Below are 17,004 nucleotides of genomic sequence, written 5' to 3'. Positions count from 1 at the left end.
GGCCGACTTTACCTCATCGAGAGTAACTGGACTTCAGTTTGGGAAGCCCAGTTTCGAGGACTTCGTACTGATCCCATTCCTTGAGGTTCTCCCAAATACCCTTCTCAACGTCAACTGTGACGCCGTCGTCAATCATTTTATCTATGGTTTCACGGAATTGTTCGAGATCATCAAGTTCGGTCTGGACCTCCTCCTGTCTATTCAGGAGATCTTTGTCTGGATTTTCCCGGTTTGTCTGAGCGTTTAAGGTTTCGAGTTCATTTTCGAGCTCGTTGATCCGCGGATCAAGATACTGTCCTCGGAGCTTCGGAAGGGTATTTTCATCTATTCCGTGGTAATAAAGGAAGCAACTGAACTCCTCAGCAGGGCTTTCGATTTGCCAATAAATCGGAATACGCTGCCCTCGGCGACGATATTCTTTGCAGTGGTGATATCGGAAGAACCGATTCTGAATCCAGTCAGCCACCTCTCGCCCCAAATGGTCATTAAATCGAGGTCGCCATTCATCGTCTCCCGTTAAATGCTGAACCACTTCATCTACATACCAACCGATATTCTCTTCATAACTATCACCAATTGGAACAATTTCACTATCGGGTGCCGGAAGCTGGTCGAAGGTATTCCAGTGACCAAGCGCATGTCCTATTGCAAACGAAAGCTGATCCTCAGCATATATCTCTTTACGCTCTTCATCATATGATTCACGGCGAAGATCTGCAATCGTAAATGGGGAGACGCCGAGTTCTTTTGAAGCTTCTTGTAGATCATCACCAGAGAAGGATTCAAACGCCCCCCTAAGTTTTTGATATTCTTCATCTGTTACGACCGTTGGCTCCACACCAATTTGATCGACTAGCTCCGGAACTGGCTGGTCAGACGTCAGTACGTAATCTTTTCCGATCACTCGTTCACTCTCCTGGTAAATTTGCTCTCTCGTGTCGTTAGATATTTCGTAATAGTCGAAAACTGCTTCTGAGATCTTATGCCGAATAACCAGCAAAGCCGAATCAAGAAGATCTTCTTTGAAGAGATATTCACTCATTGACTCACTTCTGAACTTCTCACCTCCGTGATAAACTGGAGCAGTTTCTAAATAGGATTGCCGTTCTTCCTGCACTTCAATAGCAATTTCTGATAGACGTTCGATTTCATCGTTCCGCCAACTAGTGTCGATAGGGATACGTTCAACGTCACCAATCTGAATGTTCAGGCCCGGATTCAGACCCTCAATAACGAATTCCGCCAGTGATGAATTGAGATAGCCAAGAATGTGAAGTATTCGGTCATTCTCGTGTGGCCCAATAAATGGGCTCCCGTCACTCGGAATCCAATTAGCTGGGAGGTGACGAACGACAAGATCGCCAAACCTTCGGTATGTCATTCCTTCATCAAAGTATCTGTCCTCGCTGGGGACGATACTATCATCGGTTGATTTGATTTCTGCTCCGTTATTTTCCCACAATGCTTTCATATTTGAGGCTTCGAAGAATGGCTCTCCCTCGCCGCTCATTACATACCTGTTCCAAGAATTATCGTTCGGGTCAACTTCCCAGTCATACCGAACAAAACGGTCGTCATTTCCGGTGTCAAGTCCCCTCAAGACATCAGCAGTATCTTTTAGATTCCCATACTTAATGAATAGGTCCAAGACTTCTTTCCCAAACCAATAGATAAATGGAGATCGATCAATTTCCAGGAATGCTGACTGGTTAGCGAAGTACTGTCGCTCTGAACTGTCTCCTACCCTAAGGTCCGTTATTGTATTGTTTAATGCTGCTGGCCTATCGTCTGCTCCTATTAAACGAATAAAACGGGACCGGCGGTTGTGCTTGGAGTTAGAAATCAGTGTACAGACATTCATGTAAGCTTCATCTCGGTTAGTAAGATGAACGACATCAACGAACTCCGAGTTCTCTAGAAGTTTTGGCCGAAGGCCCCGGAAGCTGTAATTGAACATAAATGTCTCTGGGGTGATCATAGACGCTAGTCCATCAGGGGCGAGAAACTCTGTGTTCCGCTCAATGAATGCAGCATAGGTATCCCTGCTGCTTTTGTAAGTGTCCTTAAGGAACTGAGTCAGGTCATCGCCCATTTTACCGCTATCAAGATATGGGGGGTTAGAGACGACAACACTGTAGTCCGCAACGAGTAGATCCACTAATTCAACTGTCTTTTCCACTTCTTCTGCAAACATCTCCTCAACGGGGTCGTTATGATCCAAAGCTTCAGTCGCCAGTTCCCTAACTGAGTCAAGGAGTCGATTCTTTACTTCTTCCCACGTTTCTTCGCCACCTTCACTAGTAACAAATGAGCTTTGAGTCGCAAGCCCTCCCTCTGACGTGAATTGAGACTGGCCTGATTCTTGAATTGAGTCACGGTGCTCATCAAGAATCGATTCAATCCGATCCTCAATACGGATGAGACTGCCGAACTCTCGGATGTTATCGAAGCTTCGCCAGAGTTGCTCTAGTATTTCTTCTTCGAGCTCCGACTCTGTTCGTTCAAGTACCTCCTGCTTCCTATCTCCGTTAATAAGTACCGCGTCGGCTGAAGCGATGTTCAGCTGTGGGATTGCAACTTCTGGTGATTGCTCTTTGGCCTTCAAATAAAGCGAGAGCGCGGCGATTTGCGCAGCCCCTGAATCGATATCGATACCATAGAGGTTGTTTCTGAGAATTTCCCGCGGTATGTATTTCTCTGGGACTTCCCCTCCTCCAGATACATTTGATAAAGGATGTCAAAAGAATAAAACAGCATATGACCGCTGCCACAGGCGGGGTCAAGAACCGTAATTTCCTCAACTGACTTTTCTTCCCGGTTAATTAGTGAGTCTTGGGGGGGTGCAAGGTAGAAGCAATTCTCCTCACTGTCGATATTCGTCCGCTCCCCTTTCATTTCAAGCCACGTCCGCCCAAGAGAATTATCAACCATCCATTCGACAATATAACGTGGCGTGAAAAGCTGGGTCTTTGTTGCTATATCGGTACCTGAGACTTTGTAATTCTCTTCGTCGATGCGTTCGTCGATATCCTCACGCTCCTCCTCACCGAAATACTGGTACACCCAGCCCAGAGCTTCGTCGCTCTCCCAGGCTTCGTCGTCAATTGCGTCCAATTCGTCGAGAACCTCTTCTCGAACCTGCGCATCGAGGTCAATAGCGGTGTGTTCGGATTCCTCGAAGATCATCCGAATCTCCGCACCGATCTCCTGGTACGCTAGGTCAAGTGCGGCACCAAAACCGTCGTCTTGCGCGTTGGTGAGTTCACCAGCGATTTCGGCCACGGTGTGGTGCATGTACGACCGGTTGCCGTACTCCGGCCGTTCAGTGATGGTCTCCTCGACGAGACCACGAACCTCGATGGTTTTTAGCGCGACGAATCGGTTGAGATAGGTCTTCGTGGCTTCGCGGACGTAGTTAGTGATCGACCGTTCCAGGTTTCCATCCGTGGATTCGAGTTCTCGTTCGATGGCTGCGTCTATTCTATCGCGGGTGTGGAGTTCCTCGGCAGAGAGATGCGTCAGCTGATCCTGTGGAAGTTTCTTGTCCTCATAGATGCCGTACTTTTCGAGCTGGCGGCGAAGCTCGTCTTCGAGCGTGTGGCGTGTGCTGATGATAGTGCTTCGGATGGTTGAGCGTTGATCCGACGAGAGACCAGGTTGACCGTGTGTCGTGGACATGGATATTAGAGGGTCGCGTACTGCCACGAAACGGGCGGGACGGCAGTACGCTGTGTCGTGATTCCCGCCCGCGATGACATACCACCGACAAGCAGTTGGCGTCTCTTATAGTATTGGGTCACGGGCTCGTTCCGTCACCGTCTCGACACAGGTCGAGAGATTCAGCGCAGAGGGTTAGTTCGAGAAGTTACCCTACCGGAACCGGATCTCGACGTCTCCCTCTTGGTCAAGGAGTTCTTCGACCTTCTCTCGGAGGTCGGTGATTGGCTTCTCGATGTCGTCAACCTCAGTCACGACGGTGTTCCCGAAGATGTCGGACGTGTCCACTTTCTTGCGGGTCTTCCCATCGTCGTCATCATCCTCGATGTCGTCGATTTCGTTCTTTGCTGCGCTCTCGTACGCATCGACAGTCTGGATGTGCTCGATAAGGCGTGTGAGCGAAGGTGTGGGGTTGATGTGGTCCTTGCTGGAGATGTCCAGATCGACCGATCCCTCGCCCTGGCGCTCCGTCAAGTCCGATATTGCCGACTCCAGGTCATTGTCGTCGATGTCGTCACCTGCGTACGCACGGACGTTTTCGATGGACGCAGTGTAGGTCTCATAGCGCTGTTCGTACAGTTCCTCGTACGTCGAGGCGAAGGCCTCCGCTGCAGTCCGATAATCGGTCTTGACGTCGTTCCACTGCTCAATGACACCCTCGGTGTCCAGCGTGTTCTTGACGCGGTCAGCAGCGTCACGAGCTTCGTCGCTTATGTGAACGATGTCGTGATCAGCTGCTTCATCCACGAGTGTTTCCCACTCTCCAGAGATGAAGTCCTGAATCGTTTCGTACTCCTTCAGGTGGTTCTCGCCACCCGTTTCGCCACAGAACTCGGCAACTGCTTTTGCCGTTTTAGCGAGGTTCTCCAGTTCGTCCTCGAACTCGGCGAACTTCTTGATGCGCTTGGCGGAGGTGGGCTGCTGGAGGAGGTTGTTGAGTCTGTTCTGGAAGTCCTCGACGTCGTCGGCCAGCGGGAAGCCTACTCGCCGCAATTGCGAAAGCAGGGTGCTCGTGGTAGACTCCCATGTATTCGCTTCCTCGCGGATCCCCTCATCGACTGCTTGGTCGGTGGATTGGACTTTGCGGTCGAACAGCCGGTCGAGGAGTTGCTTTGCGTCCTCTCGCGTTTCGACGTCAACAGTCTCCCGCTCGTCGAAGGAGGTGTTCTTGAACTTCGTAACCTGGGTGAACAGCTCCTGTGCGCCGTCCTCCGTATACGTGCTGTACGTTCGCTCCTTGTACGTCGGGATGATAGCACCGTGTCGGAAGAGGACGGCAGCGGCGAGTCTGACGACGTTTCTGCTCCAGCCGTATGGCGGCTGTGCGAAGTGGCTGATTAGGTCGTCTCCAGTACGGTCTTGACCGGCTTTTTCGCGGCTCTGGATTTCGTCTTCGACTTCAGACGCGATGTATGCTTCCGCAAGAAGGTCTCCGTCCTGAATGACACCCAGTTCGGTGAGGGCTGCGGGAGTTGACGACTTATCAAGGTCACCGAATATGTCCTTGATATGACGGTCCTTCACTGAAGCAGAACCGTGGTTGAACTTGTGGAAGACCTTCGGGATGGCGTTGTCTGTCTTCCGTGATACGAGCGAACTGAGTGAGGTGTTGGTCGCGTCGAACTCCTCGGTATCGCCGTTGTAGATCAGTACGCCGCGTTGGAAGCTGCGTTTGAACTCGCGCTCGACTTCGCTGCGGAGGCGCTGGAGGTCCTCTTGCTTCTGTCCGAGTGCTTCCTGTTCTTCCTGGCTGAGTTCGTTCCCGCGCTTCTCTTTGACGACGGTGTTGATCTGGTAGATCGATTTCAGCTTGTCGTAGATGGTGTGTTGCTTCTCGTCGTCGGCGATCCAGTAGAGGGAATCGTCCTCACTGAAGCTCTGCGTCTTCAGACCGTCCGGGTCGAGGTCCTCGTATCGCTGGTAGATCGGCGAGTAGGTCTTCAGGTCGATGTAGCCCTTAGACGTGATCTCCTCACCGTCGATGTTCAAGTTCAGCTGGAACGTCTTCCCCTCGTAGTTGACGCGAGAGGTTTCGTCGAGGATGTCGTTCAGGAAGCGCTTGGACGACCGGCGGATGTCGCCAGGACCGACTTCGATCCCCTTAATCTCGTTTTCGAGCTCACGTTCAGTTTCGCGGAGGAACCGGTATCCTTCTTCGCTCCGGCCGACAAAGCCGGCGTCGACGAGCGCGTCAAGCGTATCCTCCACCTCGCCCTCCAACTCCTGGGTTGGCCCGAGTTCACGCTGGAGTGACGTGGCAATGTTGTCCGCTGTGTTCGGAATCCAGGGGAGCTGCTGGAGGAGGTAGAGAGATTTGAGGACGCGCCGTGCGGTCTCCGTGTCGGCGTCCTTCGGTTTCGCCTCGCGGATGGATTTGACGTCACTGCTGGGAATGTCGTTGCTGATCTCGTCGAAGATCATGTCCAGCGTGACCAGCGCCCCAAGTTCCTCGTTGTAGAGGTACTCCTCGTCTTTAAGGACGCTCTGTGTGACGTCAATCAGCGTCCGCTCACTCCCGGCCAACTGATCGTCGGAGCCTTTTCCGAGTGACTTGAAAATTTCCGGAAGGATGTCGAGCTGGTAGGGAAGGAACGGGTAACAGTCGATGAAGTTGTCCCGAGTAATCGGTTTCAGACTTTGGCAGATTCGAGTTTATACTTTGCCGAGAGGAACCCTTCATGCTCGTCGTAAAGATCACCGATTGTACCCCTGTACTCCCCTTTTTACTGAGAACACGGTCGCGGACGACTTTATCCAGGTTCTCGGAGGTGAGGTCGAACCGATGTGGGAAGCGGTCGATGACCTTCGATTCCTCGGCTTCCTTTTCCAGCACGCCGGGAATCAGCTGTTGGAGCTGCTCCTGAGACGTGACTCCGAGGAAGATTTTCCCCTTGCCCTTCTGTCCGAATTCCTCGACGATGCTCTGTAGCTCCAAGAGGAGTTGTCCGTCGTCGCCGATGAATTGGGAGATCTCGTCGATGAAGACGAAGTACCGACAGTTGTCTCCCGTCTCCTCCTCCCGTTTCTCGACGTAGTCCACGATGTCCTCAGCGAGCGTCGAAGGGTTGATCAGGACGTTATCCTGAACGTCATCAATCGCCCGAGCCGCATCGTCTTCGTCGTCGAATTCGTCGGTTGCCTCGACCAAGGCAGTCTCCATGTCCGACCGGACGAACATAGCGTCCTTGCGGGCCTCCGTCCAGTCTTTCCCGGTGTTCGTCTCGATGGCGTTGACGAAGTCGTCGTAGACTCCCCTAGATTCGAGTTCCTGCTCCATTTGGGCGACCCAGGGCATCGACGCGTAGCCACGTGAGGTGTTGAACTCCCGGTGAATGATCTCCGTGATTGACTCGCTCCCGGAGGCATCAGCTTTCGCGCCGATCTGAAACATCAGCACCTCCGAGTCGAATTTCTGCGTCACGGAGCCGACCGCACCGTCGAGCATTTCGTTGCCCTCGATGCGATCCCGGAACATATCGGCCGCCTGGGTATCGTCGAATTCGCGGTTTTCCAGGACGTGCCCGAGGATCTTCATGAAGTGGCTCTTCCCGGAACCGAAGAACCCCGAGACCCACATGCCGACGTCTTCCGTCTGTGCGTGTTCGGTGTCGATGACGGCCTCTAATGCGTCCGAAAAGTGCCGTTCGAGCTGCGGTGTGAGGATGTACTCTTCAAGCTCTTTCTTGACGACACTCGGGTCGTCGTTGTCGACCTTGACGACGCGGTCGATTTTCCGATTGATCGACCGGTAGAAGATTTCGTGTATCTGGTGTGATGTAGTAGTGTCACTCATGTCCGATCACCCTTGCGCGGTAATATGTTCCTTCAGATTCATCGAGGAATCTTAAGCTCTTGTCATCGACTGTCGCCGGGTAACAGAATACGATTGGGGTCTCGTCCGGCGTATTCGTTTCTAATTGTCCCATCAGAGTGGACGCGCTTGCAAACGGATAGAGAATACCCATCCGGTAGACGATGACAGTATCTGCTGTCTCTGCCTGTTCGGCGATTGCTGAAGCCAGCTTCCCCATCTCACCGTCGTCCAGCAGCGACGATTTCAGGCCGTCGAGTAGCTGCTCTTTGTCTCGGCGTTCGAGGTCAATGACGTTATCCAGAATCCCGCGTTCTTCGAGGATCGTGAAGACCAGATCACGCATATCGATTGCTGCGACGTTCTGGTCGTGATATTCCAGTTTCTCGATGAGGTTTCGAACCTCTTCATCGACCTCAATTTCGTCGCCCGGGTCGTACGTGAATACGATGAATGGGACCCCCGCTCGCTTCCCGACCTCGTCACGGTCATCTCGAACGAGCCGTTCGACCTCTTCGAGCCGTTCCTGGAACTCAGAAGGCATCGATGAGATCCTCCATACTGTCGTGCTTTCTCACGAGTCGTTGTGTAGAGCCACGTTTCTCATAATTTACGTACTGCGGGGAGATATCTCGAATCCGTCGCTGTACTTCCGACTCGTTCATAAGGAACAGTTTCCAGTCGTCGTGTTCAATAATCTCTGATGCCGAGTTCACGTCTTTCTGGAATAGTCGATACACCACGTACGCGATAGTCTCATCAGGGATGTATGTGACTGCAAATTCCTTCCGTTGGGTTCCCTCTAAGAGACCGAAGTTGCGGAGGGCGGTGAGGTACTTCGTAGCGGCCTCGTTTATTGTTGACTCAGAGCGATCCCGCAGGTCGGCGTAGTTCTCCTGAATCGATTCGATGAACTCTACGATGTCGACTGCTTGGACGGAGAGCGTTCCACGCTCAAATTCGGGGTAGAGGAAATCGGTGGTAACGAGTCGGATGAACGGATCTTGGGCGAACTCGTAGTAGAGACACCAGTCGATAACGTCACTACGGACCTCCGAGGTTATCACCTGCATCAGCGGGGTCTCGGTGTACTCCTCTTTGTCGGGGATGTGTCGACGCGTAACCTCCCGAAGAATGTTCGTTCTATATTCGTCAGTATTCTTGTTCAGGATATTCCCCTCGACGACACGGCGTTCCAGCTCCTCGTAGGAACCACATTCGACGTAGGTTTGGAGAATCCGTTTCGTCTCGTCGATGTACGTGCTGTGATGGGCGATTTTCGGGTCGAGGCTCTCTTCGTTCTCTACCTCTTCTCCATCCTCTGGTTCGACGGGTTCGTTACTCATACGAACTCATCACGCGTTCTCTGATTTAAGTTCTGACTCAAGGGTGTAGTACGGCACCTGAAGCTGGTCGGTGCACTGCCCGTAGCCCCGGAGGAGAGTGGTGAGGATTCTCCATTTGTCGGGCTCAATCTCATCTTGCGTATAACTTCTCTCGCCAACCAGATATGATTCACCCGTCCCTGGATTCTGCTGAGGCTCAGTGGTGTCTGAACTGGAGATATTCGACGCAGTTGCGGTAATAATACTGTCTGTCCAGCCCTCTTCCAGCGGCTGGACCGACAGGTCTTCGAGTGCTTCAAACGTCAGTTCGTCGTTGCTCTCCAGTTCCTCGATTGCAGCGGTAAGGCGTGATTCTATCTGGGGCCCAAAGGAGAAAAGCGAGATTGAGTCATCAGCAACTCGATCCGATTCTGCTTTGCGGCCGACTTTCAATGCGAGAGTGATTCGGGATTTCAGCCGTGTTTTTGGGGTTACTTCAGACAGCCGGGTGCGACCAGTCCCAGACAGAACCCGTGACTCCCACCAATCCTGATTACTCGATTCACCGACCCGTTCTACTATAAGGCGGGAAGCGACAAGATCCAGAAAGAAGTCATCGGCCATACCTGCTTTCTCAAGCGTTTCTCTGGTCGAGGCGAACACGTCAGCGACGTCAGCAGGGGTCATATGTGCACTCACAATAGGGGAGGGTTTAGAACCAGCGTCTCTGGTTACTCTTGGTTTCCGTAGGAGTTTAATCGCCGAGCGGGGATGAGTCCAAGATACCACCGATACACTATGGAAAATACAAGCAAAGGGGATCGGGTCCGAATAGATATCCCCGACGAAACCGATCCAGACCACCAATATCACGGAGAACACGGCGTAATTGTGAATATCTTCTCGGACGACGCCGGCAAGGAAACAGGAGATTCACGGGATTCACGACTCTATCGAATCCAGCTCGAATCAGGAGAAACGGTTGATGTTCGATGGCGAGCTATCCGTCCCCCAATTAAATAGCTGACTTCGAACAATCTGACTCAGTTAACGGGGTCTCAAGTATTCCGGAAATATACTACTTCCACAAAAGAATCGCGTCACTGCGTAGGGTTGTGTTTTATAATGAACACCGAATAGGGGTTTCCGGAAACAACCCGGTCACGCTTTTACGGTTAGGGCAAAACCAGTCTATCAAGCAACGATGATCCGCGATGCTCGCGTTCTCCGCGCCGGATTCGTCCCTCGGGAAGTTGAGCATCGCGACGCGGAAGTTAACCACCTCTCTAGCGTCCTCGAGCCCATCACGAACGGAGAACCCGCCGACACCGCTATCGTCACCGGACCCAGCGGAACGGGGAAGACGTGTATCTCGAAGTTCGTCACGGAACGACTGCGCGAGGAGGTCCTCGACGTCGAGGCCATCTACGTCAACTGCTGGCGTAACTACACCCGATTTCGGACGCTCTACCAGATTCTCGACGACCTCGGCGCGACCATCGACATCCACCGGCAGTCGACGCCGCACGACGAACTTGTTGATCGCCTCCAGCAGCACGACGGCCCGCGAACCGTCGTCATCCTCGACGAGGTCGACCAGCTCGAAGACCCCAGCGTCATCTACGACCTCCACAGCCTCCCGCAGTTCGCAATCATCTGCATCGCGAACAAGGAAGAGGAGCTGTTCAGCCGCGTCGACGACCGCCTCGTGAGCCGACTGCGCTCCAGCGAGCACGTCCGGATGGACAAGTACCACGACGAGCAGCTGTACGACATCCTGAGTGCTCGGGCAAAGTGGGGGCTCGACGAGGACGTCATCACCGACGACCAGCTCTACCGGATGGCCGACGCGGCCGCCGGCGACGCCCGCCTCGCAATCGGCATCCTTCGAACGGCCGCCGGCAAGGCAGATCGCGAGAATCACGAGCGTATCACCGACGACATTCTCCTGGACGCCGCCGAGGATGCTCGGGCCCAGATCAAGCAGAAGAGCCTCGACTCGCTCACGCCGCACCAGCGCGTCGTCTACGACGTCGTTCGCGAGCACGGCCCGGTCGGGCCGAGCGAAATTCACGAGCGCTATACCGAGGACGTCGATGATCCGCGGACGAAGCGGACTATCCGCACGTACCTCTCGAAGATGGAGCAGTACAACCTCCTCGAGGCGGAAGGGACGAGTCGAGACCGAGAGTACTCGCTCGTCGATTCGGCAGCGGCGTCGCCGATGCAGTGACCGTTACGCCGTCAACTATCCCGAACTGAACTCGCCGAGGCCTGATTGCTCGTGGTCCAGCGGCTCGATGACCTGGGGATCGTCGTTGCCGGGGTTGTTAACTCGCGTCGAGATCTCGTAAGCGTCTAGATCGTCCTTCGGATACGGCTGGCACAGTTCTTTGCGGGTGTCCGGATCTGCGGCGAGCCAGTCAGATTCCGCGTCCTGTGGAAGGACGAGCGGCATCCGGTCGTGGATTGAGTTCATCAGGTCGTTCGGCTCCGTTGTGAGAATTGTCACGCACGAAATCGTCTCGTCGTCGCCCTCCCAGACGTCCCAGAGCCCGGCCATCGCAAACGCGGGGTCGTCCTCCCGGTGAATCCGGTAGGGTTGTTTCGACCCGCCGTTCGGTGATTTCCACTCGTAGAACCCCGACGAGAGGACAAGACAGGGACGTGATTCCCACGCCCGCTCGAAGACGCGTTTCTCGCCGGCAGTCTCGGAGCGAGCGTTGATGATGCCCTCCTCGTGCTCATCCGCCCAGAACGGAATCAGCCCCCAGTGGTAGGCGTCGATCTCGTCGGAGGCCTCGTTCGTGATGATGTAGAGGTCCTCACCTGGCGCGATGTTGTATTGGGGTGTATACCCGCCGTCAGCGACGACCTCCGCATCGAAACGGGCCTCGAGGTCGGCCCGATCGATGAAAAGCGAGTTTCGACCACACATACATCCTGATCCAACTGGGAGAGTCTTCAACGTATTTGAAAATGTGAAGGGCTGGTTCTGAGGCCCCTTCGTTTGATGGTAGATTTGGGATGATTGGCAAGTACAGAGGTTCTATACAACAGAGGAGGCGTCTATGGAAAACAGATAAACGGTACTTCTCTACTGACAACCTACAAAACTATTTCACCATTACATCCGATTGGTGTAAGCATGAAACGGGTGTTCTTCGACAAGATAGATTCTGTGGGTACATTCCCAGATAACAGAATCAAGATGGATATCATCTTCCAGGATAGTAACGGGAATGAGTATGTCTGGACGCCGAAGTGGGAAGAGGTGATGAGTATATACGCTGAGTCAGAGAGAGTAGAGGAAATGAATCTGGCAGGCGGAGAGTGGTTGGAGGAGTTGAAGGAAAAGAAGCAGTTCAGTGACGAGGTGCTGGATGAACTGGCAGAGGTTATCGCTGACGGACGTAGTACGGATGAGATAGCTGATTTCTTCGAGATAGTTGGATTTGACGCGGATGAAATGAGGTACAATTTAAGCCATGATGATCCGTTGCGGAGTAAGGCTGAGGGCCATAGTAATCGCGTTTATATTGCTAAAGAGAAGTTGCAAGAGTTGAACAGCGAGGATTACCGATATGTTGTGCAGATTGTTCAGAAGGCCGCGGATCCTAAGCAGTATATCGGCGAGCAGAAGAAGCATCAAGAAGTGGTAGAGAAGTTGAATACGGCTTTAGAGTTTGAAAATCTCCGTGTTACGGAGGATGGGCGGGTTCTTCCGATAGAAAAGGACGGTTGAATCCTTCCCCTTCGTGTGTGTAAGACTCGCAAGCTTACGTACCGGCTATTGGTATGTGGCCAAGAGGATTTCTACAGAGCCGAAAAGCCTCTGAATCGTGCGATTAGAGCTCGGTCGGTGGCAGAAGACCACAGAGAACAGGTGCTTGGTCAAGAAGTGCGTCGAAGAGCCGTTCAGTCGGTCGATACAGTGCGTGGTGTTCATCAACAGAATAAGGCGTTTTCTCATCATCTGTGTGTGAGAGAAACCCGCTTTCCAGGAATGGGGCAAGGGTACTATCCAGCGCAGTTCCGGAACGGCCAGATTCGACTTCGAGTGTGTGTCGAGAGAATTCAGAAAGGAACCGTGTACAGCAACTCAGGACGTGAGCACGTCGATCAGCGAATAGTTCGTTGAGCGCAGTACGATGGGTGCGTGTCCAATACTCATCGAGTTTGACGTATGTGCGAACGATCGGGGATAGCTCGTTCAAGGAACCAGTAGCATGGACGATGCCAAGGTCGTTGAGCGCATGTTGGTCTTTGGTGTCCAAAGACTCGCCGAGGGGATGGAGAACAGTTTGAAGCGCCTCGTGGTACCGCGAAGTGAGGAATTCCCCGGCAACAACGTGGGCGTTCACGATATTTCGAGTTGGGTGCATCGACTCGTGGTGGTCGGGGTTTCGGTGGTCGACGTGGGTTCGTGGATAGCTCATAGAGCACCTCTTCCAACGTGGCGTTGAGCATTAACATTCCGAGCAGTCAGGCTCGAGACTGCAGCAGGTAGGTTTAACCAACACACCGCTGTCAATACGGCCGGGTGTTGGTTAACACGAAGTACGCTCGATTCAGGAACTATTCTCGGAAATAGGATCCAAACGGAGACAACTCGGGACTGTACCGGGATTGGAGGGGATCACATCGAGTTTCCTGAAACGCGGAAGCGACACGCCGCGGCTTATCGGGAACGTAGACAACTAGTCGAGTATGGGAGAACACTCAACGTCGAACCGATTGGCGGTGGACCAGCCAACTCGGGGAGCTGACCGCAATCGGTCCCTCGCTGACCAGGCCGATCCGGCTACGGACGGGATGTTGTTGCCGTCACTCGGCGACGGCATCACCCTGCTCGACGTCGAGGGAGGCCGCGGCGTCCCGATCCTGCACTCGCTCGTGCTCGACCATCTCCTCCTGCACGACGGACCCGCCTTCTGGGTCGACGCAAACGGCCACGCGACGACGACGACACTCGCTCAGATCGCGCCCAGTCAACGGTTGCTCAACCGAATCCACGTCGCACGCGGATTCACTGCCTACCAGCACTACGGCGCCGTCTGTGATCTCCCGACGGCAGTGAACAAGTCGATCCAGATGTCCACCACCGACGCCAGGGCGGCCGGTCGAGGGGAACCGAGTCGTGACGAGGACACGTCGCCCCACACACCCGCCCTCATCGTCGCGCCGGCCGTCGATGCCCAGTACCGCGCCGAAGATACCCTTGGCGAGACCCACGCGAAAACCCTCCAAGCCCGCGTCCTTGCCCGGTTAGCGACCTACGCCGAGGGGTACGACATCCCGGTGCTCGTTACGCGAAACGAACGAAACGAATTCACCGAATCGATCGCGACGGTCGCCGACCACCACCTGGAGTGTGAGCAAACCCGGATGGGGCCACGGGTCGTCGGCGAGGACTTCGAGACGCTCGTCTATCCCGTCGACGACGGCGCGTACTACCAGACGACGTTCGCGTACTGGCGGCAGCTGCTCGCGGCACGCGCCACGCAGGTCGGCGTGGAACCGACGACGCCGGCGCCGTCGACGCCGACTCCGGAAGGCGTCGGAACGGGCGTCACCGCTGACGGTGAGACGGTGGCGACCACCACGGACCCCTTGCTTGATGCGTGGACGGCGACCGGGACAGGAGGCCGATAGCGATGGGGCGCACGAACCCGACGTACCGGGATACGCTCCGGGCCATCGAAGAGCGCTGGGCGGAGTTCCGCCGGGCACTGCGGCGTCGCGACCAACCACGTTTCGACCGGCTGTTCGAGTACGCCCGCAAGCACGCCGACGCGAGCGGGCTGTTGAACCACCAGAACCCGCTGCTGCCGGCGCTGCTCAGCATCGATCTCGAACAGGAGGAGCGCCTCGACGACCACGAAGAGCGCCTCGAGGAGCTCGAAGCCGCGGTCGCAGCACGCGATGACCAGGAGAGTGCCCCACCGGACGCGAACCCGTGACGATGCCGTTCAGTATCGACTTTCTGGACGACGGCCGCGTCCTAGAGTGGGAGGCAACCGCCGACGGCGCCGTCGCGACCGAGCGCGATGACTACACCCCACGCTTCTACGTGGCCGGTCGCGACCCTGATGCCGACCTCGACCTCACGACACTCGAGTCGGTGTACGACCAGCACCCGGACGTCGTCGCGACCGAGATGGTTACGCGACGGCCGGGCTTTCGACGAGACGAGGAGGCCGTTCTCACGGTCGACGTCGCCCACATCGACCGCATCACTCCACCCGCCCGGCAAGCGCGCCAGTTGTCGGCCTATCCAGTCGGGGATCTCGCCTGCTTCAACGTCGACTTCTCGCGAGAGTTCCGATACTGTCTGGAGACCGGCGCCGATCCGACGCCGGCGAGCGAACTGTCGACGCTCCGGCTCAGTGTTCCGGTGACCGAAACGAGCAACGACGTCTACGAGGAACTGTCCGTCGGCGGCGACACCGTCACCGGCTCGCCGACGGATATCCTGACCGCCGTCCAAGGGGCACTCGAAGCGCACGATCCGGACGTCCTGGTCTGCTCAACCAGCGAGATCGTCCCGACCCTGTACGAGATGGCGACGGCTGCCGGCGTCGACGACTTCTCGCTGAGTCGGTGGCCGGACATCGACTACCAGCAGCTCGCGAGCCGGTCGACGTACTCGAGCTACGGCCGCGTCGGCCACTCGCCGGCGCGGTACAACGTCCCCGGGCGGGCAATCATCGACGAGTCGAACACGTTCTTCTACGGGGAGACCAACCTCGACGGCGTCCTCGACCTCGTGTCGCGCTCGAACAAGCCCGTTCAGGAGCTCGTGTGGGCGTCGATCGGGAACGTGCTCACGGCGATCCAGATCTGCGAGGCCCACGACCGCGACGTCCTCGTGCCATGGAACTCCTGGCGTCACGAGTTCTACAAGCCGATGGGGACGCTCCACGACGCCGACCGTGGCGGCTTCATTTTCGCGCCCGAGGTCGGGTTTCACGAGAACGTCCATGAACTCGACTTCTCCTCGTTGTACCCGAACATCATCTGTACCCGGAACGTATCGCCGGACGTCATCCGGTGTGACTGCCACAGCGACCGCGACGACGTCCCCGGCCTCGGGTACTCGATCTGCGACGACCGGGGCTACCTCGTCGACGTCCTCCAGCCGATCATCGACGCCCGCGACGAGATCAAGGCGGCCATCCGTCACGAGAAGGAACGGGACGACCCCGACAAGGACCGACTGGCAGAACTAGAGGGGCGGTCGGGAGCGCTGAAGTGGATCCTCGTCGCCTGCTTCGGCTATCAAGGGTTCAGCAACGCGAAGTTCGGCCGCATCGAGTGCCACGAAACGATCAACGCGTTCGCTCGCGAGATTCTGCTGACGTCGAAACAGCGACTGGAAGCTGGCGGCTGGCGCGTCGTCCACGGCATCGTCGACTCCATCTGGGTGACCCCGGACCCCGACATCGACAACGATGACCGCGAGGACCTCGGGACGCTCGCGACGGAGATCACGGAACGCGTCGAGATTCGGCTCGAACACGAGGCCCACTACGACTGGGTGGCGTTCGTGCCGCAGCGCGAGAGCGACGCCGGCGCGCTGACGAAGTACTTCGGCAAGGTCGCCGGCGACGACGACTTCAAGATCAGAGGCATCGAAGCCCGGCAGCGCTCGACCCCGCCGTTCATCGAGAACGTCCAGCGGGACTGTCTCGAACGGCTCGACGCGACTCGATCTCCGGACGCCGTACTCGACTGTCTCCAGGACGCGATCAAATGCCTCCACGCTGGAACGGTGCCGGTTGAGCAGCTCGTCGAACGGAATCGTGTCTCCAAGCCGCTGGAAGGGTACACGCAGAACACACAGAACGTGGCGGCGCTGAAGCGGGCTCGGGACCAGGACCTCGCCATCTACCCAGGACAGGATATCGAGTACGTGGTCGTCGACGACGAGAAGAGTTCTCGAGGGCGGGTCGCGTTGGCCCACGAAGAGATAGAGTCGTACGATGCGTCGTACTACGAGACGCAACTCGTCAGAGCTGTCGAGAGTGTGCTGGCACCGCTTGGCTGGGATCGGACAGAAGTTCGACGCGAGATCGCGGAAACTCGGGAAACGGACTTGACCGCCTTCACCGAGATTGGAAGAAGTTAACCAACACTATCGAGATATCG

Annotated in this window: 15 protein-coding genes; 7 read left to right on the top strand and 8 right to left on the bottom strand. The window is 55.6% G+C overall.

Annotation, left to right across the window (positions count from 1 at the left end; all coding sequences use genetic code 11):
• Positions 1-13: 13 nt before the first annotated feature.
• The 7 genes from P0204_RS18570 to P0204_RS18540 all read right to left on the bottom strand — a co-directional run bounded on the left by P0204_RS18570 (position 14) and on the right by P0204_RS18540 (position 9,540).
• Positions 14-2,626 (bottom strand): Eco57I restriction-modification methylase domain-containing protein, encoded by a 2,613-nt coding sequence (locus P0204_RS18570; RefSeq protein ID WP_419181163.1) that lies wholly within the window; start codon positions 2,624-2,626, stop codon positions 14-16.
• Positions 2,602-3,678 carry a BREX-1 system adenine-specific DNA-methyltransferase PglX gene (locus tag P0204_RS18565; protein ID WP_276224299.1) on the bottom strand — a complete coding sequence of 359 codons (1,077 nt, stop codon included), beginning with the start codon at positions 3,676-3,678 and terminating at the stop codon, positions 2,602-2,604. The genes P0204_RS18570 and P0204_RS18565 overlap by 25 nt, the downstream gene beginning before the upstream one ends.
• A gap of 192 nt (positions 3,679-3,870) precedes the next feature.
• Complete coding sequence (gene brxC, locus P0204_RS18560; protein ID WP_276224467.1) at positions 3,871-6,288, bottom strand: BREX system P-loop protein BrxC; 2,418 nt, start codon at positions 6,286-6,288, stop codon at positions 3,871-3,873.
• Entirely contained in the window at positions 6,227-7,510 is a 1,284-nt protein-coding gene (locus P0204_RS18555; protein WP_276224297.1) for a hypothetical protein, read from the bottom strand. The genes brxC and P0204_RS18555 overlap by 62 nt, the downstream gene beginning before the upstream one ends.
• Positions 7,503-8,072 carry a BREX protein BrxB domain-containing protein gene (locus P0204_RS18550; RefSeq protein ID WP_276224234.1) on the bottom strand — a complete coding sequence of 190 codons (570 nt, stop codon included), beginning with the start codon at positions 8,070-8,072 and terminating at the stop codon, positions 7,503-7,505. Before P0204_RS18550 ends, P0204_RS18555 begins: the two co-directional genes overlap by 8 nt.
• The gene (locus P0204_RS18545) at positions 8,062-8,874 is read right to left on the bottom strand and encodes a BrxA family protein (RefSeq protein WP_276224232.1); all 813 of its coding nucleotides are present in this window, start codon (positions 8,872-8,874) and stop codon (positions 8,062-8,064) included. Before P0204_RS18545 ends, P0204_RS18550 begins: the two co-directional genes overlap by 11 nt.
• A 9-nt stretch (positions 8,875-8,883) precedes the next feature.
• Positions 8,884-9,540, bottom strand: a complete 657-nt coding sequence (locus P0204_RS18540; protein ID WP_276224230.1) for a BrxE family protein — start codon at positions 9,538-9,540, stop codon at positions 8,884-8,886.
• Between the two features lie 111 nt (positions 9,541-9,651).
• On the opposite strand from P0204_RS18540, the gene P0204_RS18535 reads away from it, so the two are divergent.
• Entirely contained in the window at positions 9,652-9,876 is a 225-nt protein-coding gene (locus P0204_RS18535; RefSeq protein WP_276224229.1) for a DUF8139 family protein, read from the top strand.
• 181 nt (positions 9,877-10,057) lie between these two features.
• The gene (locus P0204_RS18530; RefSeq protein WP_276224295.1) at positions 10,058-11,086 is read left to right on the top strand and encodes a Cdc6/Cdc18 family protein; all 1,029 of its coding nucleotides are present in this window, start codon (positions 10,058-10,060) and stop codon (positions 11,084-11,086) included.
• Positions 11,087-11,101: 15 nt separating this feature from the next.
• On the opposite strand, the gene P0204_RS18525 is transcribed toward P0204_RS18530, so the two are convergent.
• Complete coding sequence (locus P0204_RS18525; RefSeq protein WP_276224293.1) at positions 11,102-11,791, bottom strand: SOS response-associated peptidase; 690 nt, start codon at positions 11,789-11,791, stop codon at positions 11,102-11,104.
• A 210-nt stretch (positions 11,792-12,001) separates the two neighbouring features.
• Here P0204_RS18525 and P0204_RS18520 point away from each other — a divergent pair, with 210 nt between their 5' ends.
• From P0204_RS18520 to P0204_RS18500, 5 genes are all read left to right on the top strand, one after another.
• Positions 12,002-12,598 (top strand): hypothetical protein, encoded by a 597-nt coding sequence (locus P0204_RS18520; protein WP_276224227.1) that lies wholly within the window; start codon positions 12,002-12,004, stop codon positions 12,596-12,598.
• Positions 12,599-13,082: 484 nt separating this feature from the next.
• Entirely contained in the window at positions 13,083-13,319 is a 237-nt protein-coding gene (locus P0204_RS18515; RefSeq protein WP_276224225.1) for a hypothetical protein, read from the top strand.
• Positions 13,320-13,563: 244 nt separating this feature from the next.
• Entirely contained in the window at positions 13,564-14,508 is a 945-nt protein-coding gene (locus tag P0204_RS18510) for a hypothetical protein (protein WP_276224223.1), read from the top strand.
• A gap of 2 nt (positions 14,509-14,510) precedes the next feature.
• Positions 14,511-14,816, top strand: a complete 306-nt coding sequence (locus tag P0204_RS18505; protein WP_276224221.1) for a DUF8156 family protein — start codon at positions 14,511-14,513, stop codon at positions 14,814-14,816.
• A 2-nt stretch (positions 14,817-14,818) separates the two neighbouring features.
• A complete protein-coding gene (locus P0204_RS18500) occupies positions 14,819-16,984 on the top strand; it encodes a type B DNA-directed DNA polymerase (protein WP_276224292.1) in 2,166 nt (721 codons plus the stop codon).
• The last annotated feature ends 20 nt before the right edge of the window (positions 16,985-17,004 follow it).

The sequence above is a fragment of the Haloarcula halophila genome, from assembly GCF_029278565.1.
In the GTDB taxonomy this organism is placed as follows: domain Archaea; phylum Halobacteriota; class Halobacteria; order Halobacteriales; family Haloarculaceae; genus Haloarcula; species Haloarcula halophila.
This window is presented reverse-complemented; position numbering and strand designations above follow the sequence as displayed.